The 17270-nt window shown below is 63.8% G+C and carries 13 protein-coding genes; 7 read left to right on the top strand and 6 right to left on the bottom strand.

Features of this window, described 5'->3' with window-relative positions; genetic code table 11:
- Positions 1-18 precede the first annotated feature (18 nt).
- Genes JQ631_RS02835 through JQ631_RS02805 form a run of 7 tightly spaced genes read left to right on the top strand, consistent with a single transcriptional unit; the run spans position 19 to position 8007 of the window.
- Positions 19-1824 (top strand): gamma-glutamyltransferase family protein, encoded by a 1806-nt coding sequence (locus tag JQ631_RS02835; protein ID WP_212323827.1) that lies wholly within the window; start codon positions 19-21, stop codon positions 1822-1824.
- Between the two features lie 9 nt (positions 1825-1833).
- Positions 1834-2544 carry a DUF1028 domain-containing protein gene (locus JQ631_RS02830; RefSeq protein WP_212323825.1) on the top strand — a complete coding sequence of 237 codons (711 nt, stop codon included), beginning with the start codon at positions 1834-1836 and terminating at the stop codon, positions 2542-2544.
- A complete protein-coding gene (locus JQ631_RS02825) occupies positions 2541-3530 on the top strand; it encodes an ABC transporter ATP-binding protein (protein ID WP_212323823.1) in 990 nt (329 codons plus the stop codon). The genes JQ631_RS02830 and JQ631_RS02825 overlap by 4 nt, the downstream gene beginning before the upstream one ends.
- Entirely contained in the window at positions 3530-4636 is a 1107-nt protein-coding gene (locus tag JQ631_RS02820) for an ABC transporter ATP-binding protein (protein WP_212323821.1), read from the top strand. Before JQ631_RS02825 ends, JQ631_RS02820 begins: the two co-directional genes overlap by 1 nt.
- 22 nt (positions 4637-4658) lie before the next feature.
- Positions 4659-6167, top strand: coding sequence for an ABC transporter substrate-binding protein (locus JQ631_RS02815; protein WP_212323815.1), 1509 nt, complete (start codon positions 4659-4661; stop codon positions 6165-6167).
- 10 nt (positions 6168-6177) lie between these two features.
- Positions 6178-7119 (top strand): ABC transporter permease, encoded by a 942-nt coding sequence (locus JQ631_RS02810; protein ID WP_212323814.1) that lies wholly within the window; start codon positions 6178-6180, stop codon positions 7117-7119.
- Positions 7120-7122: 3 nt separating this feature from the next.
- On the top strand, positions 7123-8007 hold the full coding sequence (locus JQ631_RS02805; RefSeq protein ID WP_212323810.1) for an ABC transporter permease: 885 nt from the start codon (positions 7123-7125) through the stop codon (positions 8005-8007).
- Here the strand turns inward: JQ631_RS02805 and cnbZ are convergent.
- The 6 genes from cnbZ to JQ631_RS02775 form a co-directional block, all read right to left on the bottom strand.
- Positions 8004-8750 carry a 2-amino-5-chloromuconate deaminase CnbZ gene (gene cnbZ / locus JQ631_RS02800; RefSeq protein ID WP_212323808.1) on the bottom strand — a complete coding sequence of 249 codons (747 nt, stop codon included), beginning with the start codon at positions 8748-8750 and terminating at the stop codon, positions 8004-8006. The two genes, JQ631_RS02805 and cnbZ, sit on opposite strands and share 4 nt — an antisense overlap.
- An 8-nt stretch (positions 8751-8758) precedes the next feature.
- The gene (locus JQ631_RS02795; protein WP_212323806.1) at positions 8759-10009 is read right to left on the bottom strand and encodes an adenylate/guanylate cyclase domain-containing protein; all 1251 of its coding nucleotides are present in this window, start codon (positions 10007-10009) and stop codon (positions 8759-8761) included.
- Positions 10006-10395 (bottom strand): response regulator, encoded by a 390-nt coding sequence (locus JQ631_RS02790; protein ID WP_212323804.1) that lies wholly within the window; start codon positions 10393-10395, stop codon positions 10006-10008. Before JQ631_RS02790 ends, JQ631_RS02795 begins: the two co-directional genes overlap by 4 nt.
- Positions 10392-12983, bottom strand: a complete 2592-nt coding sequence (locus JQ631_RS02785) for an ATP-binding protein (protein ID WP_212323802.1) — start codon at positions 12981-12983, stop codon at positions 10392-10394. The genes JQ631_RS02790 and JQ631_RS02785 overlap by 4 nt, the downstream gene beginning before the upstream one ends.
- A gap of 54 nt (positions 12984-13037) precedes the next feature.
- A complete protein-coding gene (locus JQ631_RS02780) occupies positions 13038-14021 on the bottom strand; it encodes an ABC transporter substrate-binding protein (protein ID WP_212323794.1) in 984 nt (327 codons plus the stop codon).
- A gap of 117 nt (positions 14022-14138) precedes the next feature.
- Positions 14139-17234, bottom strand: coding sequence for a MexW/MexI family multidrug efflux RND transporter permease subunit (locus tag JQ631_RS02775; RefSeq protein WP_212323787.1), 3096 nt, complete (start codon positions 17232-17234; stop codon positions 14139-14141).
- Between the last annotated feature and the right edge of the window lie 36 nt (positions 17235-17270).

Raw genomic sequence — 17270 nt, 5'->3', positions numbered from 1 at the left:
CCGCAAATGAGGTAGCCCATGGCCAGTAACGTCAATCCGGATCCCTTCACCACGCGCCCCGAGATCGAGGGCACGTTCGGGGTCGTCGCTTCCACGCACTGGATCGCGACCGCCGTCGGCATGAGCATCCTCGAGAAGGGTGGCAATGCGTTCGATGCCGGCGTCGCCACCGCCTTCACGCTTCAGGTGGTCGAGCCGCATCTCAACGGTCCCGGCGGCGACGTGCCGGTCATCGTGCATGACGTGAAGCGCGGCCGCACCGAGGTGATCTGCGGCCAGGGTCCGGCCCCCGCGCGCGCCACCATCGCGCACTACAAGAGCGAAGGCCTCGACATGGTGCCCGGCACCGGCCTGCTCGCCGCCTGCGTCCCCGGCACCTTCGAATCCTGGATGATGCTGCTGCGCGACTACGGAACGATGCGCGTGCGCGACGTGCTGGAGCCCGCGATCTCCTACGCCCGCGACGGCTACCCGCTGGTCGAGCGCGCCTGCGCCACGATCCAGACGGTCGAACAACTGTTTCGCAAGCACTGGCCGACCTCGGCCGCGGTCTATCTGCCGAACGGCGAGGTGCCGAGGCCCGGCACGATCTTCACGAACAAGACGTTAGCTGCGACCTACACCCGGATCCTGAACGAGGCTGAGAGCGGCGGTGGCGGTCGCGACGCTGAGATCGAACGCGCGCGGAAATCATGGTCGCAAGGCTTCGTTGCCGAAGCCATCGACAAGTTCTGCCGGACGCAGGAAGTGATGGACGTCAGCGGCTCCCCGCATCGCGGCGTGCTCTCCGCCGACGACATGGCGCGCTGGCAGCCGACCGTCGAGGCACCCCTCACTTACGATTATGGCCGCTACACCGTCTGCAAGGCCGGCGTCTGGAGCCAGGGCCCGGTCACATTGCAACAGCTCGCGCTGTTGAAGGGCTTTGCGCTCGACGGCCTTGATCCGACCGGACCGGAATTCATCCATCTCCAGATCGAATGCGCGAAGCTCGCTTTCGCCGACCGCGAAAAATTTTACGGCGATCCCAAATTCTCGGAGATCCCGATCGCGACGCTGTTGTCAGATACGTACAACGACCAGCGCCGCAAGCTCGTCACCGACAAGGCATCACTCGATTTCGTACCCGGCGCTGTCGAAGGCTTCGGCGGCGTGGTCAAACTGCGCCGTGCCGAAGGGCAGCGCGAAGCGGTCGGCGCGCTCGGAGCGGGTGAGCCGACAGTCGGCCGCTTCGGCGAGGTTCGCGGCGACACCGTACATTTCGACATTATCGACAAGGCCGGCAACATGGTGTCCTCGACACCGTCGGGCGGCTGGCTGCAATCCTCGCCCGTGATTCCGGAGATCGGCTTCTGCCTCGGCAGCCGTGCCCAGATGTTCTGGCTGGAGGAAAACCATCCCGGCTCTCTCGCACCGGGCAAGCGGCCGCGCACCACGCTATCGCCGACCATGGCACTGCGCGATGGTGAACCGTACCTCGCCTGGGGCTCACCCGGCGGTGACCAGCAGGACCAGTGGATCACGCAGTTCTTCCTGCGTCACGTCCATTGCAACCTCAACCTCCAGGAATCCATCGATGCGCCGGCCTGGCACTCCGAGCACTTCCCGATCTCGTTCTGGCCGCGCACGGCGCGCCCCGGCGTGCTCGTGGTCGAGAACCGTGTACCGAAAGCCACGATCGAGAACCTGCGCGAACGCGGGCACATCGTCGAGGTCGGCCCGGACTGGTCCGAAGGCCGCCTCACCGCGGCTTCTCGCGTCGGCGTGCGCCGCCGCGCCGCCGCCAATCCGCGCGGCATGCAGGGCTACGCCGCGGGGCGCTGAAGGCAGCACATGACCTGGTCGATCATCGCGCGAGACCCTGCCACCGGACAGTTCGGCATTGCCGTCGCGACTCGCTTCTTCGCCGTCGGCGCGCGCGTGCCCTATATCGCCGCCGGCCTCGGTGCCATCGCGACCCAGGCCTTCGTCAATCCTTATTACGGCATCGACGGCGTCAAGCTGCTCCGCGAAGGCCTGAACGCGCACGACGTGCTCGCCGCCCTGCTCGCAACCGACGAGGGGCGCGAGAGCCGCCAGATCCACATCATGGATGCGAGTGGCGCGTTCGCCGCGCATACGGGACGGGACTGTGTCGACTGGTGCGGACATCTTGCCGGCAGCGGCTTCTCGATCGCGGGCAACATGCTCGCAGGCGCTGACGTGCTCACCGAGACGGCGAAGACCTACATCGCCAATGACAGTCTGCCCTTCCCGCGCCGGCTGCTTGCGGCAATGCGTGCGGGCGAAGCCGCTGGCGGCGACAAGCGCGGCAAGCAGTCCGCGGCGCTCCTGATTCACTGCGAGGAGGAATGGCCGGCGCTGGACATCCGCGCCGACGATCATCCCGATCCGCTCGGCGAGCTCGAGCGGCTCGAACGGGTCAGCCATGAGCTCTGGGTCCACTTCCGCTCCTCAATGCCGACACGGCAGAACCCGGCCGGCAATACCGATCGCAGCGTCATCGAGGCCAGCATCAAAGCAGCGCAGGCACGGCAGGCATGAGCGCGAGCCCTCTCATCGAGATCAGGGACCTGCGTATCCGCTTTCACGGCGACGATGGCCGCATTACCCGCGCGGTCGACAGCGTCGATCTCAGTGTCGCCAATGGCGCGACGCTCGGCCTCGTCGGCGAGTCCGGCTGCGGCAAGAGCGTGACCTCACTGGCGATCATGGGGCTGCTGCCGAAGCAGACGGCGGAGATCTCTGGCGCGATCCGCTTCGACGGTTTCGATCTGCTGAAGACCCCGGACCAGACGTTGCGCGACCTCCGCGGCAACCGGCTCGCGATGATCTTCCAGGAGCCGATGACCTCGCTCAACCCGAGCTTCACCATCGGCGACCAGATCACCGAGACCATTTTGCGGCACCGCGGCGGCTCGCGGAAGAGCGCGCGCGAGCGAGCCATCGAGCTATTACGCCGCGTGCACATCCCCTCGCCCGAGCGGCGGATCGATGAATATCCGCACAAGCTGTCGGGCGGCATGCGTCAGCGCGTCATGATCGCGATGGCACTCGCCTGCGATCCGCAACTTCTGATCGCGGACGAGCCGACTACCGCGCTCGACGTCACCTTGCAGGCCCAGATTCTGGACCTCATGCGCGAGTTGAAGGCCGCGAGCGGCGCCGCGATCATCCTTATTACCCACGATCTCGGCGTCGTCGCGGAAGTCTGCGACGAGGTCGCAGTGATGTATGCCGGCGAAATCGTCGAGCGCGCACCGGTGGACGAATTGTTCTCCGCGCCGCAGCACCCCTACACCGTCGGCCTGCTCGGCTCGATCCCGCGGCTCGATCATCGCGCCGACCAGCTCGCGACGATCGAGGGCATGGTCCCGAACATGGCGCAGCCGCCCGCCGGCTGCCGGTTCGCCGCGCGTTGTCCCTTCGTGCTGGAAGCCTGCACCGAGGCTCCGCCGCCGCTGGTCGAGATCAACCCCGGACACCTCTCGCGCTGCATCCGCGCGCCGCTCGAACTGCTGGTGTCGTGATGGCACTCCTCGAGGTCGAAGGCCTGGTCAAGCATTTCGTCGCCAAGCGCTCGCTGTTCGGCCGGGCGCTGGCGCATGTCAAAGCGGTCGACGGTGTCAGCTTCTCGCTCGAGGCCGGCAAGACGCTGGCGCTGGTCGGCGAATCCGGTTGCGGCAAGTCCACCGTCAGCCGGCTGGTGCTGCGGCTGATCGAGCCGGATGCAGGAAGCGTACGGTTCGACGGCCGTGACCTGCTCTCGCTCGATGCCGATGCGCTCCGAAAATTCCGCCGCGAGGCACAGATCATCTTCCAGGATCCTTACGCCTCGCTCAATCCGCGCATGACGGTCGGCCAGATCCTGACCGAACCGCTGGCGCTGCACGATCTCGTCCCGGCAACACAGCGGCGCGAACGCGTCGCGGAGCTATTGCGGCTGGTCGGCCTCGAGCCGCGGCTGGCGCGGCGCTATCCGCACGAATTCTCCGGCGGCCAGCGCCAGCGCATCGCCATTGCGCGTGCGCTCGCGGTCGAGCCAAAGCTGATCATCTGCGACGAACCGGTCTCGGCGCTCGACGTCTCGATCCGCTCGCAGATATTGAACCTGCTGCGCGAGCTCCAGGACCGGCTTGGTCTGGCCTACATCTTCGTCTCGCATGATCTCGCCGTGGTCAAGCACATCGCCGACCGCGTCGCGGTGATGAATCTTGGCCAGATCGTCGAGACGGCCGACGCCGACGCGCTGTTCGCCCAGCCCCGCCATCCCTATAGCCGCGCGCTGTTGTCCGCGATCCCGCTGCCACAGCCTCACGCCAAGCGGGCGAAGGTCGTGCTGCAAGGCGAGATCCCGAGCGCCCTCAATCCGCCCGCCGGCTGCCGCTTCCACACCCGCTGTCCCTTCGTGATCGACCGCTGCCGCACCGCGGCACCGGCATTGACGACCGACGGCGCCGGACACGCCACCGCCTGCCATCGTGTCGGCGAACTGCCTCCGGCCGACACGATCCTGCCCGCAGCGGCCGGATTCACGCCGGCACTGGCAAAATTAGTCGCAGCCTTCAGCCGAAAGAAGGAAGGCGTCGACCCGGCTGGTGTTGGTATACAGAGTGCAAGGCTGACAACGACGTAGCCGGAGCAATGGGGACTGTCCGATGAAGATGTTTCGCCTGGCCGCAACGGCCGCCGCCTTCCTGCTGTCGCTTGGAGCCGCTCAGGCCCAGACCACCTTGCGCATCGGCCTTGCCGAGGACCCTGACATCCTCGACCCGACCATGGCGCGCACTTACGTCGGCCGCATCGTGTTTTCCGCCTTCTGCGACAAGCTGTTCGACATCGATGAGAAGCTCAACATCGTGCCGCAGCTCGCGCTGTCGAGCGAGACCGTCGATGGCGGCAAGGGCCTCGTCATCAAGCTCCGGCCCGGCGTGAAATTTCACGACGGCGAGCCGTTCGATGCGGAAGCGGCCAAATTCTCACTCGAGCGCCATCTGACCCTCCCCGGCTCGTTTCGCAAGCCGGAGCTCGCCTCGGTCGACCACATCGAGGTCGTCGATCCACTCACGATCAAGGTGGTGCTGAAGTCGCCGTTTTCACCGCTGCTCGCCCAGCTCACCGATCGCGCCGGCATGATGATCTCGCCGAAAGCGGCGAAAGCCGAAGGCGACAAGTTCGGCCTGCACCCGGTCTGCGCCGGCCCCTACAAATTCGTCGAACGCGTCCAGCAGGACCGCATCGTGTTCGAGAAGTTCGCGGACTACTGGAACAAGGATAACGTCTTCATCGACAAGATCGTATTCCAGCCGATCGTCGACGCCACCGTTCGGCTCGCGAACCTGAAATCCGGCGGCCTCGATCTGATCGAGCGCGTGCTCGCCACCGACCTCAAGGATGTGCGCGCAGACTCACGGCTGAAGGTCGCGACCGCTATCGAGCTCGGCTATCAGGGCATCACGCTCAATATCGGCAAGGACAAGGCCAAGGGACCCCTGAGTCAATCTGCCAAGGTGCGGCAGGCGCTCGACCTTGCGATCGATCGTGAAGCGATCAACCAGGTCGTGTTCAACGGCGAGTTCCAGCCCGGCAATCAATGGGTCAATCCCGATCATCCCTACTATCAGAAGGCCTTTCCGATCCGCCCCCGCAACGTGGAGAAGGCCAAGGCGCTGCTGAAGGAAGCCGGCGTCACGCCGCCGGTCAACGTCGACTTCCTGGTGCCGAAGGGCGCCGAGACCGAGGCCGTCGCGCAGGTGGTTCAATCGATGGCGGCCGAGGTCGGATTCGACCTGAAGATCCGTGTGACCGAGTTTGCCACCTCGCTGAAGCAAGCGGAGGCAGGCGACTACCAGGCCTTCATGCTTGCATGGAGTGGCCGCATCGATCCCGACGGCAACTCCTATGTCTTCCTGCACAAGGATGCACCGCAAAACTACAGCGCCTGGGCCAATACCGAGGCCGATAAGGCGCTCGACGATGCACGCCTCACCTCGGACATGGCCCAGCGGAAGGCGATCTACGAGAAGCTTGCAAAGCTGGAGCTCGACGACGAGGCCATCCTGTACCTCTACCACCGCCGCATCATCATCGCGCACACCACCAAGCTCGAGGGCTACAGGCAGATGCCCGACGGGCTCGTGCGCGTCATCGGCCTCAAGCTGAAGTGACGCCGAGAGGATGCTGAACTTCCTTGCCCGCCGGATTGCGCAGATCGTACCGACACTGTTCTTCGTGTCGGTGCTGATCTTCTCGCTCCAGCAATTGCTGCCGGGCGATCCCGCGCTGGTGATGGCGGGCGAAGAGCGCGATCCGGCCGTGATCGAGCAGATCCGGCACCAGTACCGGCTCGACCAACCCGTGCCCGTGCAGTACGCCTACTGGATCAAGGGCGTACTTGTCGGAGACTTCGGCGAATCGCTGCGTAACAAGATGCCGGTGCGCGAGCTGATCGCGCAGAAGCTGCCGGTGACGCTCCAGCTGGGCTCGATGGCGATCATCATCGCGTTCCTGATCGGCATTCCCGCCGGGATCGTCGCGGCCGTGAAGAAGGGCACGGCCTGGGACTACGGCGCCAATTTCTTCGCCCTGTGGGGCATTTCGACGCCGAATTTCTGGCTCGGCATCATGCTGATCTTCCTGTTCTCGATCGAGCTCGGCTGGCTGCCGGCCTCGGGCTATGTGCCGCTGACCGAGGACTGGCGCGCGAGCCTTGCCGCCACCATTATGCCGGCCTTCGTGCTCGGCAATGCCATTGCCGCGATCCTGATGCGGCATACCCGCAGCGCCATGCTTCAGGTGCTGGAAAGCGATTATGTCCGCACCGCGCGCGCCAAAGGTCTGTCCGAACGCTCGGTGATCCTGAAACATGCCATGCGCAATGCGCTGACGCCAATCATTACGCTCGGCGCACTCGAGCTCGGCACACTGCTGTCAGGCGCGGTTCTGACCGAGCAGATTTTTTCCATTCCCGGCTTCGGCAAGCTGATCGTGGACGCCGTATTCAATCGCGACTACGCGGTCGTGCAGGGCGTGGTGCTGGTGACCGCCACCGTCTACATCACGCTCAATCTGATCGCCGACGTCGCCTACATTCTCGTCAATCCCAGGCTGCGGGGCTAGGCCATGACCGACGCCGCCCTGTCCGGCCCCCTTGTGCAAGTCGATGAGCTGGATAGCCCGGCGCGCCGGGCGCGGCGCCGCCTGTTCAAGCGCAAGGCCGCCGTCGCTGGCCTCGTGGTCCTGACCATCTTCATCCTGCTCGCACTGCTTGCGCCCCTGATCGTGCCCTTCGACCCCATCGCAACGAGCTGGAGCCTAGTGCGCAAGCCGCCGACCGCTGCGCACTGGTTCGGCACCGACGAGCTCGGCCGCGATATATTCAGCCGCGTCGTCTACGGCGCGCGGGCCTCGCTGCTTGCGGGCTTGATCTCGGTCACGATCGCACTCGGGATCGGCGTGCCACTCGGCCTCCTTGCAGGCTATCGCGGCGGATTCGTCGATGCGCTGATCAGCCGGATCACCGATGCGATGCTGGCCTGCCCATTCCTGATCCTGGCGATTGCACTTGCAGCGTTTCTCGGCCCGAGCCTTGGCAATGCCATGATCGCAATCGGCATCTCGGCAACCCCGGTCTTCATTCGCCTGACCCGCGGTCAGGTGTTGAGCGTCAAGGCCGAAGACTATGTCGAGGCGGCGCGGGCACTCGGCAATCCCGGCTGGCGGATCGCCTTCTCGCACATCCTGCCGAACATCCTGCCCGCGCTGCTGGTCCAGGCGACCTTGTCGATCGCGGCCGCCATCATCGCCGAGGCCGCGCTATCGTTCCTTGGCCTGGGCCAACAGCCGCCGGCGCCGTCCTGGGGCAGCATGCTCAACGCGGCGCAACGCTTCCTGACCCAGGCCCCCTGGATGGCGATCTGGCCGGGACTTGCGATCTTCCTCGTGGTGCTGTCGCTGAACCTGCTCGGCGATGGCCTGCGCGACGCGCTCGACCCGCGCCAGCGTTAGATCAACACCTCGCGCATCACGCGCCGGCAATCCATCTCGTATTCGAGATCGACCACCGGCGGCCGTGCAAAGTGCCAGGTGAGCCCCGAACGAAGCGCGCCGCGGCGGACCAGTTCGTCCGCCAGCGCGTGATGGAAGTCGTGCACGGAATAGGCCTGCACGCCGGTGGTGTCCTTCCAACCGAAACCGAACGCCGTCATCCGGCTTTCCATCTGCGCCGTCGTCGTGAACCGCACCTTCTCGCGCAAACCCTCCGGGCTGAGGTCGCGATAGCGTACCGTGCGCTCGACATAGGTACCGCTGCCTTCGCGCGCCTCGGCACCGCCGGCGATCACAAAGGACGGCGCCCTCGAAGTCGTCGGCCGCGTGAACGAGAACGCGTAGAATGACGGTTCGGACGGCGGATCGATTTCGGGACAGACATTGCTGCGCGCTACCGGATTGGTGGTGCCGTCGAAGATGCCCCACTCCGACAGCGTCTTGACGTAGTGCAGGTTGAACGCGCGAAAGCCTTCCTCGCTAAAGGCGGCCGGCGAGCGCAGCTCGCAGGCACAGAAGGCCGTCAGCGGACGCCCTTGCGCCTGGATGTATTTTGCAGCCAGCGCAAAGCCCTCGGCGAGAGGCACAAGGCGATCGAATCTGACGCGCTCGATCTCATGGCCGTCATCGGCAGCGGCACCAGCCGAATACTGGAACACGGAGGGAATGAACCGATAGTTGCCGGCTGAAAATTGACGCGTCATGTGGCCCCCTATTCCAATTGTATGCGGATGCCCTTGCCGCCGTTGAGCAGGCGCTTCAGGTGAAATCCGGCGAGAGGATCGTCGGCGTGCATGCCGACCAGCGCGGCAAACGCCGGCATGGCAGCGGCATCACCCGCCTCCATTTTGGCAAAGGCCTCGGAATATTGCGTCGTCGCCGGCGCCTCGAATTTTTCCCGCGGCAGCGGCTCGAACGCGCGCAACGACTCGCTACGCCCGCGCAGCACCAGCTCACCCACAGGACGGCCCTTGAAATTCTCGGCCCGCTCCGCGACACTGGAGCTCACGCAAATTCGTGTCCCAAGCTGCTTGTTCGCAGCTTCCAGCCGTGCGGCGGTGTTGATGGTGTCGCCATAGGCGGTGTAATCGAAGAAGCGGTTACCGCCGAAATTGCCCACCAGCGCCGCACCCGCGTGAATGCCGATCCGGGTGGTGCCGAAATTCACGCCTTTTGCGCTCTGCCGCGCGCAAAAGTCCTGCGCCCAGGCATCGAGATCGTGGGCGCAGGCGACCGCACGCGTCGCATAATCAGGCTGATCGCCGGGTGCATTGAACAGCACCTGAATTGCGTCGCCAATGATCTTGGCGACGGTCCCCTCATGTGCGAACACCACCTCGGTCATGCCGCCGACATATTCGTTGAGGAGCTCACCCAACGTCTCGGGCGGCGCGCTCTCGACCAGCGACGTGAATCCGGTGATATCAGTAAAAATGGTCGCGACGTCACGCCACTGGACCGCGATTCCCTCACCCTCGCCACCCGCCGCCAGACGCTTGGCGAGCTCGGGCGAGAAATGACGCGACAACGCCGCATGCGCACGCTCGGCTTCCATCTGGCGCCGTCGCACCTCGCGAAGCATTTCGATATGCCGAACCGTCTTCTCGATCGTGGTTTCCAGGTCGAGAAAATCGATCGGCTTGGTCAAGAAGTCGAACGCGCCGCGGTTCATGGCGGTGCGGATATTGTTCATGTCGCCATAGGCGGAGACGATGATGGTCGACTTCTTGTCCTCGGCCTCCTGAAGTTTCTGCAGCAGCGACAGCCCGTCCATGCGCGGCATGTTGATGTCCGAGACCACGAGGTCGACAAGCGGATTCTGCTCGATCGACTCCAGCGCCTCGACGCCATCGCGCGCGAAGATGAAGTTGACCAGCCCGTCGCGGATCTGCCTGCGGAACTTTTGCAGGATCAGCGCTTCCAGATCCGGTTCGTCGTCGACGAAGAGAATGGTCGGAATCATGCCGCCTGCTCGAGCCTGGTATCGATCTCCTGGCGCAATTGCACAAAGTCGATCGGCTTGGTGAGGAGCCCGGTGGCGCCACCTTCGATCGCCTTCCTGCGCGTCTCGACGTCGCCGTAGGCCGTGATCATGATGACCGGGACATGCGGATGGTCGGCACGCACCCTGGGCAGCATGTCGAGCCCGCTCATGCCGGGCATGTTGATGTCGGACAGGATCAGGATCAACGAGGGATCCCGCACCTCTGCCGCGCGCTTGATCGCATCGGGCGCCGAAAGCACGAATTCCATGTGAAAGCGACCAGCGCGCAAGTCACGTCGGAAATGCTGCCGGAACAGCGCCTCGACGTCGGGTTCGTCGTCGACGACCAGGATGTAAACGTTCAAATCTTGCCTCCGGGCGTCCCGCCTGCCGCCATCATGCGCGGCAGGGTGATGATGAATTCGGTGAATACACCGGGCGTAGAGTTCACGTCGATCGTGCCGCCGTGCTGCTTCACGACGATGTCGTGACTCATGGACAGTCCAAGCCCGGTGCCCTCGCCGGCCGGCTTCGTGGTGAAGAAGGGATTGAACATCTTCTCCTTCACCTCCTCAGGAATACCAACGCCGTTATCGCGAATCCGGATCTCGACCCTGTTGCCGAGGTTTTTCGTCGCTGCACTCAGGGTCGGCTCGAAGCCGTCGGCAGCGCTCTCCTTGCGCTTGGTCGCCGCATAGAATCCGTTGGAGACCAGGTTGAGGAAGACGCGGGTGATTTCCTGCGGATAGACGTCAGCCATCCCGGCGGCCGGATCGAGGTCGCGCGCGAGCGTCACGTTGAACGATGGCTTTTCGGCACGCGCGCCGTGATAGGCGAGATTGAGGCTCTCCTCCACGATCGCATTGATGTCGGCGGGCCGATGCTCGCCTGAGCCTTCACGCGAATGCAGCAGCATGTTCCTGACGATGGAATCGGCGCGCTTGCCGTGCTGCACCACCTTCTCCAGGTTTCCGCGCAACATCTCGGTCAGCTCGCCCACCTCGTCCTTGGTCTTGTCGTCGAGAGAAGCCCCTTGCAGAACTTCCTTGAGCTCCTCGATCAGCTCGGTCGAGACCGAGGAGAAGTTATTGACGAAATTGAGCGGGTTCTTGATCTCGTGAGCGATTCCCGCCGTGAGCTGTCCGAGTGAAGCCAGCTTTTCTGTCTGGATCAGGCGGCCCTGAGCCGCACGCAACTCATCAAGGGACTGCGATAGCTCCATCGTCCGTTTGCGCAACTCATTCAACAGCCGCGCATTCTCGATGGCGATGACGGCTTGCTTCGTGAAGTTCTCGACCACCGAAATCTGTTTGTCGGTGAACGGACGGACCTCCGTACGATAGACTGCGATGGTGCCGATCAACTCGCTCTCTCTCAGCATCGGCACGACGACGATTGTGCGCGCACCGGCCACGTCCGAGATTCCACGAAGGCTTGAACCTCCGGCAATATAAGCAGGTGTGTTCTTCACATCGTGGACGTGAACAACCTGATTTGTCCTGACGACGGCGGCGAGCGCGCTCTCCGGATGAGGACGGATCGCTACATCTTTTCGCGAAGCAGCGAACGCAGGCGGCACGTTGTAGTCGGCCGCAATGGTGAAACCTTCGCCGTCCCACAGATTCATGATGCCGAAACTCGCGCCGCAGACCCGCGTGGCATTCTCGAGCAGCTTTTGGAACACCGGCGTGAGTTCGCCCGGAGACGAACTGATCACTTGCAGCACCTCTGAAGTCGCTGTCTGCTGCTCCAGCGATTCCGTCAATTCGGCCGTACGTACCTCGACCTTCTTTTCCAAATCGGCGTAGGATTCCTGCAGGCGCTCGCCCATGTGATTGAACTGGTCCGCGAGCTCCTCGAGCTCGTCGCCGGTCTTGATCGATATGCGCTGGGCGAAATCGCCGCCGCCGATCCGCTCGGCCCCCGTGCGCAGCGCTTGGATCGGACCGACCATGCGGCGCGCCAGGAAAATCCCGGCGAGCACCGCGAAGATCGAGGCTCCGAGCAGCACAATCGCAAGGCGCTCCAGCGAGGCATAGAGCGCCGCATAGGCTTCCTCGACCGGCAGCTCGACGAACATGGTCCAGCCGAGCGGAGCGATCGGCGCGGACGCCGTCAGGACTTTCTGTCCCTGGATGTTGGTCGCTTCCTGCAAGGCATCCGGCATGGCGCCGCCGGCAAGCGCAGCGCGCACCTGCGCAAGTCCCGAAAGATCGGTGTTGCGCAAGACCAGGCTGATATCGGGATGCGCGATCAGGCGTCCCTCCGGACCAACGACATAGGCATGCCCGTGCTCGCCGACCTTGATCTGCGACACGACATCCCAGATCAGCTTGAGATTGACTTCCGCGATGCTGACGCCGGCATCCTTGCGCGCGCCGGCCTGCGCCAGTGTCATGTAGGGCTCGGAATCCCTGCGGAAGTAGACCGGCCCGTAAAAGACCTTGTGCGCGACGGCCTGGGTGAACTTGGGATCGTCCGAGAGGTCGATGCCGCTGTCGATCGCATCCATCGCCAGACGCGAGACTCGCAGACGCTCCCTGCCGCTCGAATCCACCTGGGCGAGTTCGGTGATGGCGGGCACCTGACGCAGCAGCCGCAACGCGTCGAAACGGCGCGGCTCGATCGAGCCCGCCGACCACGGCAGTTGCGTGGTCCAGCCGAGCTGGCTCTCGATCTCCTTGATGAACTGGCTGATCTTGGCGGCGGCCGCCTCAGCCTGCTCATGCTGGACCCGGATCAGCGCGGCCTTGTGCTCCCGATAGTAGAAGAGAACCTCGAACAGCCCGTTGGCCAGCAGGGCAACGGCAACCACGGCCACGAACAGCGCGACATATTTGGTGAACAGTCGGGTCCTGATCCCCGGCCCGGCTTCGCCGGACGCCACGCCGCCCTCGGCCGCGCGCGGCAGCGGCCTGGTCTGCGGGGTGTCGGGATGGACGGAAATGCTCATTCCCCCAAGCCTAGCAAGAAGCCCGGACCTTGTCTCTCGCTGCAGCGCACAAGGTTACTCGATCACCTCGTCGGCAAGTGCCAGCATCGTCGGCGGAATTTCAAGTCCGGTTGCCTTGGCCGTCTTGAGGTTGATCACCAGGGGGTAGCGGGTCGGCAGCTCGAATGGCAGGTCGCCGGGATTCGCTCCGTTGAGGATGCGTGCAACCAGCGCGGCCGCCCGTTCGAAGGATTCCCCGGAGTCCGCGCCGTAGGACATCAGACCGCCATCGCGGGCGAATTCGTCGAATTCGTACATCGCCGGCAACCTTCGGACGGCCGCGAACTCGAACACGCGCTCGCGATTGAGAATGGTCAGCGCGTCCGCCACCATCAGGATGCCGTCGGGCAAATCGCCGTTCATCACTGAAAAGGCTTCGTCGAAATCGTCAGGTTCGCGCACGCCCAATGCCTGCACTGTCAGTCCAAGCGCCTGGGCCGCCTTCGCGGACGCCTGATAGCGCATGGTCATGCCAAGGTCGTCCTTGTTCCAGAGCATCGCAACCTTGGTCAGCCTCGGTGACACCTCCTTGAGGAGCGACAGCCGCTTGGCGCTGAGCGTGGCTGCGACATCCGAAATGCCGGTGATCTTGCCGCCTGGATGGGCCAAGCTCTCGATCAGCCTGGTTTCGACGGGGTCGCCGACACCGCTGGCCGCTACCGTGGGGATGCCGGCCGCCTTAGCGGCCATCGCCGTCGGGTAGCCGATGATCACGATGACATCGACACTTTTTGCCTTCAGCTCCGCGATCAGCGCGGGCAGCATCGTGACGTCTCCGAGCGCGCCTCGCGCTTCGAAGGCCAGGTTCTGGCCGAGCTTGAAACCACGTTCCTCGAGCACCTTGAGCAAAATCTTGCCGCCCCGGCTCTCCGCCGTCACCGGCGCGATCGGCGTCACCGTGGCGACGCGATAGATGCGACCAGGCGCATCGGCCGACGCCATGCCGGGGCGCGCCAGTGCCGCCCCGCCAAGCACGGCCAGAAATTCACGTCTCTTCATCCGACGACCTGCCCAAACGTATCGGCGCTTCGGCCGTCATCATACGGGATCTCGCGCGACAAAAAAAAGCGGCAACAGCGATGGCTGTTGCCGCTTCGCACGCAAATCGGGACTTGATCAGGTCGTCCGTAGCGCCTTGGTGTCGAGATCGAGTTCGTTCACCTGCTTGTTCCGCTCGGAATCGGCTGCCGCGCGATGGTCGGTCGCCAGCACGACATAGACGGCCGGCAGCACGAACAGGGTGAACAGCGTGCCAATCGACATGCCGGCAACGACCACGAGGCCGATCGAGAAGCGGCTGGCCGCACCGGCACCCGTTGCAGTCAGCAGCGGGATCAGGCCGGTGACCATCGCAGCCGTCGTCATCAGGATCGGCCGCAACCGGATGCGGGCCGACATCTCGATGGCTGAACGCCGGTCGAGCCGTTCGTTGATCTGGAGCTCGTTGGCGAACTCCACCATCAGGATGCCATGCTTGGTGATCAGCCCGACCAGGGTCAGCAGGCCGACCTGGGTGTAGATGTTCATGGTCGCGACGCCGAAGAACAGCGGGATCAGCGCGCCGACGATTGCCATCGGCACCGAGATCATGATGACCAGCGGATCGCGAAGACTCTCGAACTGCGCCGCCAGCACCAGGAAAATGATGATCAGCGCGAAGCCGAAGGTGATCGCGAGCTGGTTGCCTTCCTGAACATATTGCCGGCTATCGGCGAGATAGTCGTGGCTGAAGCCCTGCGGCATTTTCTTGGCTTCGCCCTCGAGGAAGTCCACCGCGGCACCGACGGTCACGCCGGGCATCGGCACGGCCGAGAACGTCGCCGAGTTGAGCTGATTGTAGTGCGTCAGCGAGTTCGGGTCGGTCTTGGTCTTGATCGAGACCACGGTCGACAGCGGGAGCTGCTGTCCGGTGTTGGTCGCGACATAATAGCCGCCGAGCGATTCCGGCGAGAGGCGCTGGCCTCGCGGCACCTGCGGAATCACTTGATACGAACGGCCCTGGAGATTGAAGCGGTTGATGTAGTTGCCGCCGAGCAAAATCGCGAGGGTAGAGCCGAGGTTCTGCATGTTGACGCCGAGATCTTGGGCCTTGGTACGATCGATCGTGACCTCGACGTTCGGCTGGTTATAGGCAAGGTCGCTGTCAGAGACGATGAACATGCCACTCTTGCGCGCGGCGTCCTTCAGCTTCTCCATCTGCTCAAAGACGGTCTGAAAGCCCGCGGTGGAGCTAATGACCATCTGCACCGGCAGACCGCCCGGCCCACCCGGCAGCGGCGGCAGGTTGAATGCAAACGCCTGCACGCCCTCGATCTTGGAAAGTTCGGCCTGGACCAGCGGCTTCAATGCGATCGACGAGCGCTTGCGCTCATCCCACGGCTTGAGCAGCATGCCGGCGATGCCGCCCTGCGGACCGTTGATGCCGTTCAGCACGAAGCGCAGATCGGTCTCGGGGAACTTCTGGAATTCCTTGTCGAGCTTCTCACCGTAGAAATCGACATAGTCGATGTTGGCGTATTTCGGCGCCTTGGTCACCGCGAACACGATACCCTGGTCTTCCTCCGGCGCCAGCTCTTTCGAGGTGTGCATGTAGAGGAAGCCGACGAGCCCGAGGATCGTCACGGCGAACAGGCCCGTGATCGCCTTGTAGTCGAGCGAGCGGTCGAGCCTGCGCCCGTACCAGCGCGTCAGCGCGCCGAACACCTTGTTGACGAGCTTGGCGAAACGGCCCTCTTCAGTGTTCTTGAGCAGCACCGAGCACATCATAGGCGAAAGCGTCAGAGCAATGATGCCGGAGACGATCACCGAGCCCGCGAGCGTGAAGGCGAATTCGCGGAACAGCGAACCGGTGAGGCCGCCGAGGAAGCCGATCGGTGCGTACACGGCCGCGAGCGTGATCGTCATCGAGACGACGGGACCGACGATTTCGCGCGCGCCCTCCAGCGAGGCCTGAACCGGCGTCTTCCCTTCTTCCAGATGGCGATGGATGTTCTCCACCACGACGATGGCATCGTCGACCACGAGGCCGATTGCGAGCACCATCGCGAGCAGGGTCAAGAGATTGAAGCTGAAGCCCAGCGCCAGCATCAATGTACAAACGCCGATCATCGACAGCGGAATCGTGACGACCGGAATGATGACGGAGCGGAACGAGGCCAGGAACAGGAAGATCACCACGATCACGATGATGATAGCTTCGCCCAGCGTCTTCTCGACCTCGTCGATCGAGGACTGAATGAACTTGGTCGAATCGTAGGCGACCTTCATCTTCATCGACGGCGGCAGGTTGCGCTCAAGCTCGGGGAACAGCGCGCGCACGCCCTTGACCAGCGTCAGCGGGTTGCCCTGCGGGGTGGCCTGCACGCCGATGAAGATCGCGTGCTCGCCGTTGAAGGCGACGCTCGCGTCGGTGCTCTGGGCTGCAAGTTCGACGGTTGCGATGTCCTCCATCCGCACGAAACCGCCGTCCTTCGCCTTGACGATCATCTTTCTGAACTGGTTGACGTCGGTCAGGCCCGTATTCGTCGAGACGTTCGAGACGATCAGATAGCCCTTGGTCTGGCCTGCCGCGGACTGGAAGTTGTTGGCGGCGATTGCCGATGCGACGTCGGCCGGCGAGACATTGCGGCCGGCCATCTTCACGGGATCAAGCCACAGCCGCATCGCAAAGTTCTGGGCGCCCAGGATGTCGGCGGAGGCCACGCCATCGACGGTCGACAGCACCGGTTGCACCACGCGTGTCAGATAGTCCGAGATCGCCGAGCCCGACAGTTCGTCGGAGGAGAAGCCGAGATACATCACGGCCGTGGTCTGGCCCGTCGTCTTGGTGACGATCGGATCGTTGGATTCCTTCGGGATCAGGTATTTGACCGAATTCGTCTTGGCCAGCACCTCGGTGAGCGCCTGGTTCGGATCGAAGTTCAGCTTGATGTAGACCTGGATCGTCGATGTGCCGAGCACCGAGGACGAGGTCATGTAGTCGACACCTTCGGCGGAAGCGACCGCTTGCTCGATCGGCGTCGTGATGAAGCCCTGGATCAGATCCGCGGATGCGCCGGGATAGACGGTGGTGATGTTGATGACCGTGTTCGACAGCTTCGGATATTGCCGGATCGGCAGCACCATCGCCGCGCGCAGGCCGATCAGCAGGATCAGCAGGCTGACAACGACCGACAGGACCGGGCGTTTGATGAAAATATCAGTAAAGCGCATCGCGGCGATCTCGATTTCTTTGTCTCACGAGACGTG

It is taken from the genome of Bradyrhizobium manausense (genome assembly GCF_018131105.1).
Lineage (GTDB): Bacteria > Pseudomonadota > Alphaproteobacteria > Rhizobiales > Xanthobacteraceae > Bradyrhizobium > Bradyrhizobium manausense_B.
Note: the sequence above shows the minus strand (reverse complement) of the source record. Positions and strands in the feature narration are given on the sequence as shown.

What these genes read in the sequence shown, in the direction of transcription:
- JQ631_RS02785 (WP_212323802.1), bottom strand. Translation starts at nt 12,983, where the DNA reads ATGAGCATTTCCGTCCATCCCGACACCCCGCAGACCAGGCCGCTGCCG.
- JQ631_RS02780 (WP_212323794.1), bottom strand. Translation starts at nt 14,021, where the DNA reads ATGAAGAGACGTGAATTTCTGGCCGTGCTTGGCGGGGCGGCACTGGCG.
- JQ631_RS02795 (WP_212323806.1), bottom strand. Translation starts at nt 10,009, where the DNA reads ATGATTCCGACCATTCTCTTCGTCGACGACGAACCGGATCTGGAAGCG.
- cnbZ (WP_212323808.1), bottom strand. Translation starts at nt 8,750, where the DNA reads ATGACGCGTCAATTTTCAGCCGGCAACTATCGGTTCATTCCCTCCGTG.
- JQ631_RS02835 (WP_212323827.1), top strand. Translation starts at nt 19, where the DNA reads ATGGCCAGTAACGTCAATCCGGATCCCTTCACCACGCGCCCCGAGATC.
- JQ631_RS02820 (WP_212323821.1), top strand. Translation starts at nt 3,530, where the DNA reads ATGGCACTCCTCGAGGTCGAAGGCCTGGTCAAGCATTTCGTCGCCAAG.
- JQ631_RS02830 (WP_212323825.1), top strand. Translation starts at nt 1,834, where the DNA reads ATGACCTGGTCGATCATCGCGCGAGACCCTGCCACCGGACAGTTCGGC.
- JQ631_RS02810 (WP_212323814.1), top strand. Translation starts at nt 6,178, where the DNA reads ATGCTGAACTTCCTTGCCCGCCGGATTGCGCAGATCGTACCGACACTG.
- JQ631_RS02815 (WP_212323815.1), top strand. Translation starts at nt 4,659, where the DNA reads ATGAAGATGTTTCGCCTGGCCGCAACGGCCGCCGCCTTCCTGCTGTCG.
- JQ631_RS02825 (WP_212323823.1), top strand. Translation starts at nt 2,541, where the DNA reads ATGAGCGCGAGCCCTCTCATCGAGATCAGGGACCTGCGTATCCGCTTT.
- JQ631_RS02775 (WP_212323787.1), bottom strand. Translation starts at nt 17,234, where the DNA reads ATGCGCTTTACTGATATTTTCATCAAACGCCCGGTCCTGTCGGTCGTT.
- JQ631_RS02805 (WP_212323810.1), top strand. Translation starts at nt 7,123, where the DNA reads ATGACCGACGCCGCCCTGTCCGGCCCCCTTGTGCAAGTCGATGAGCTG.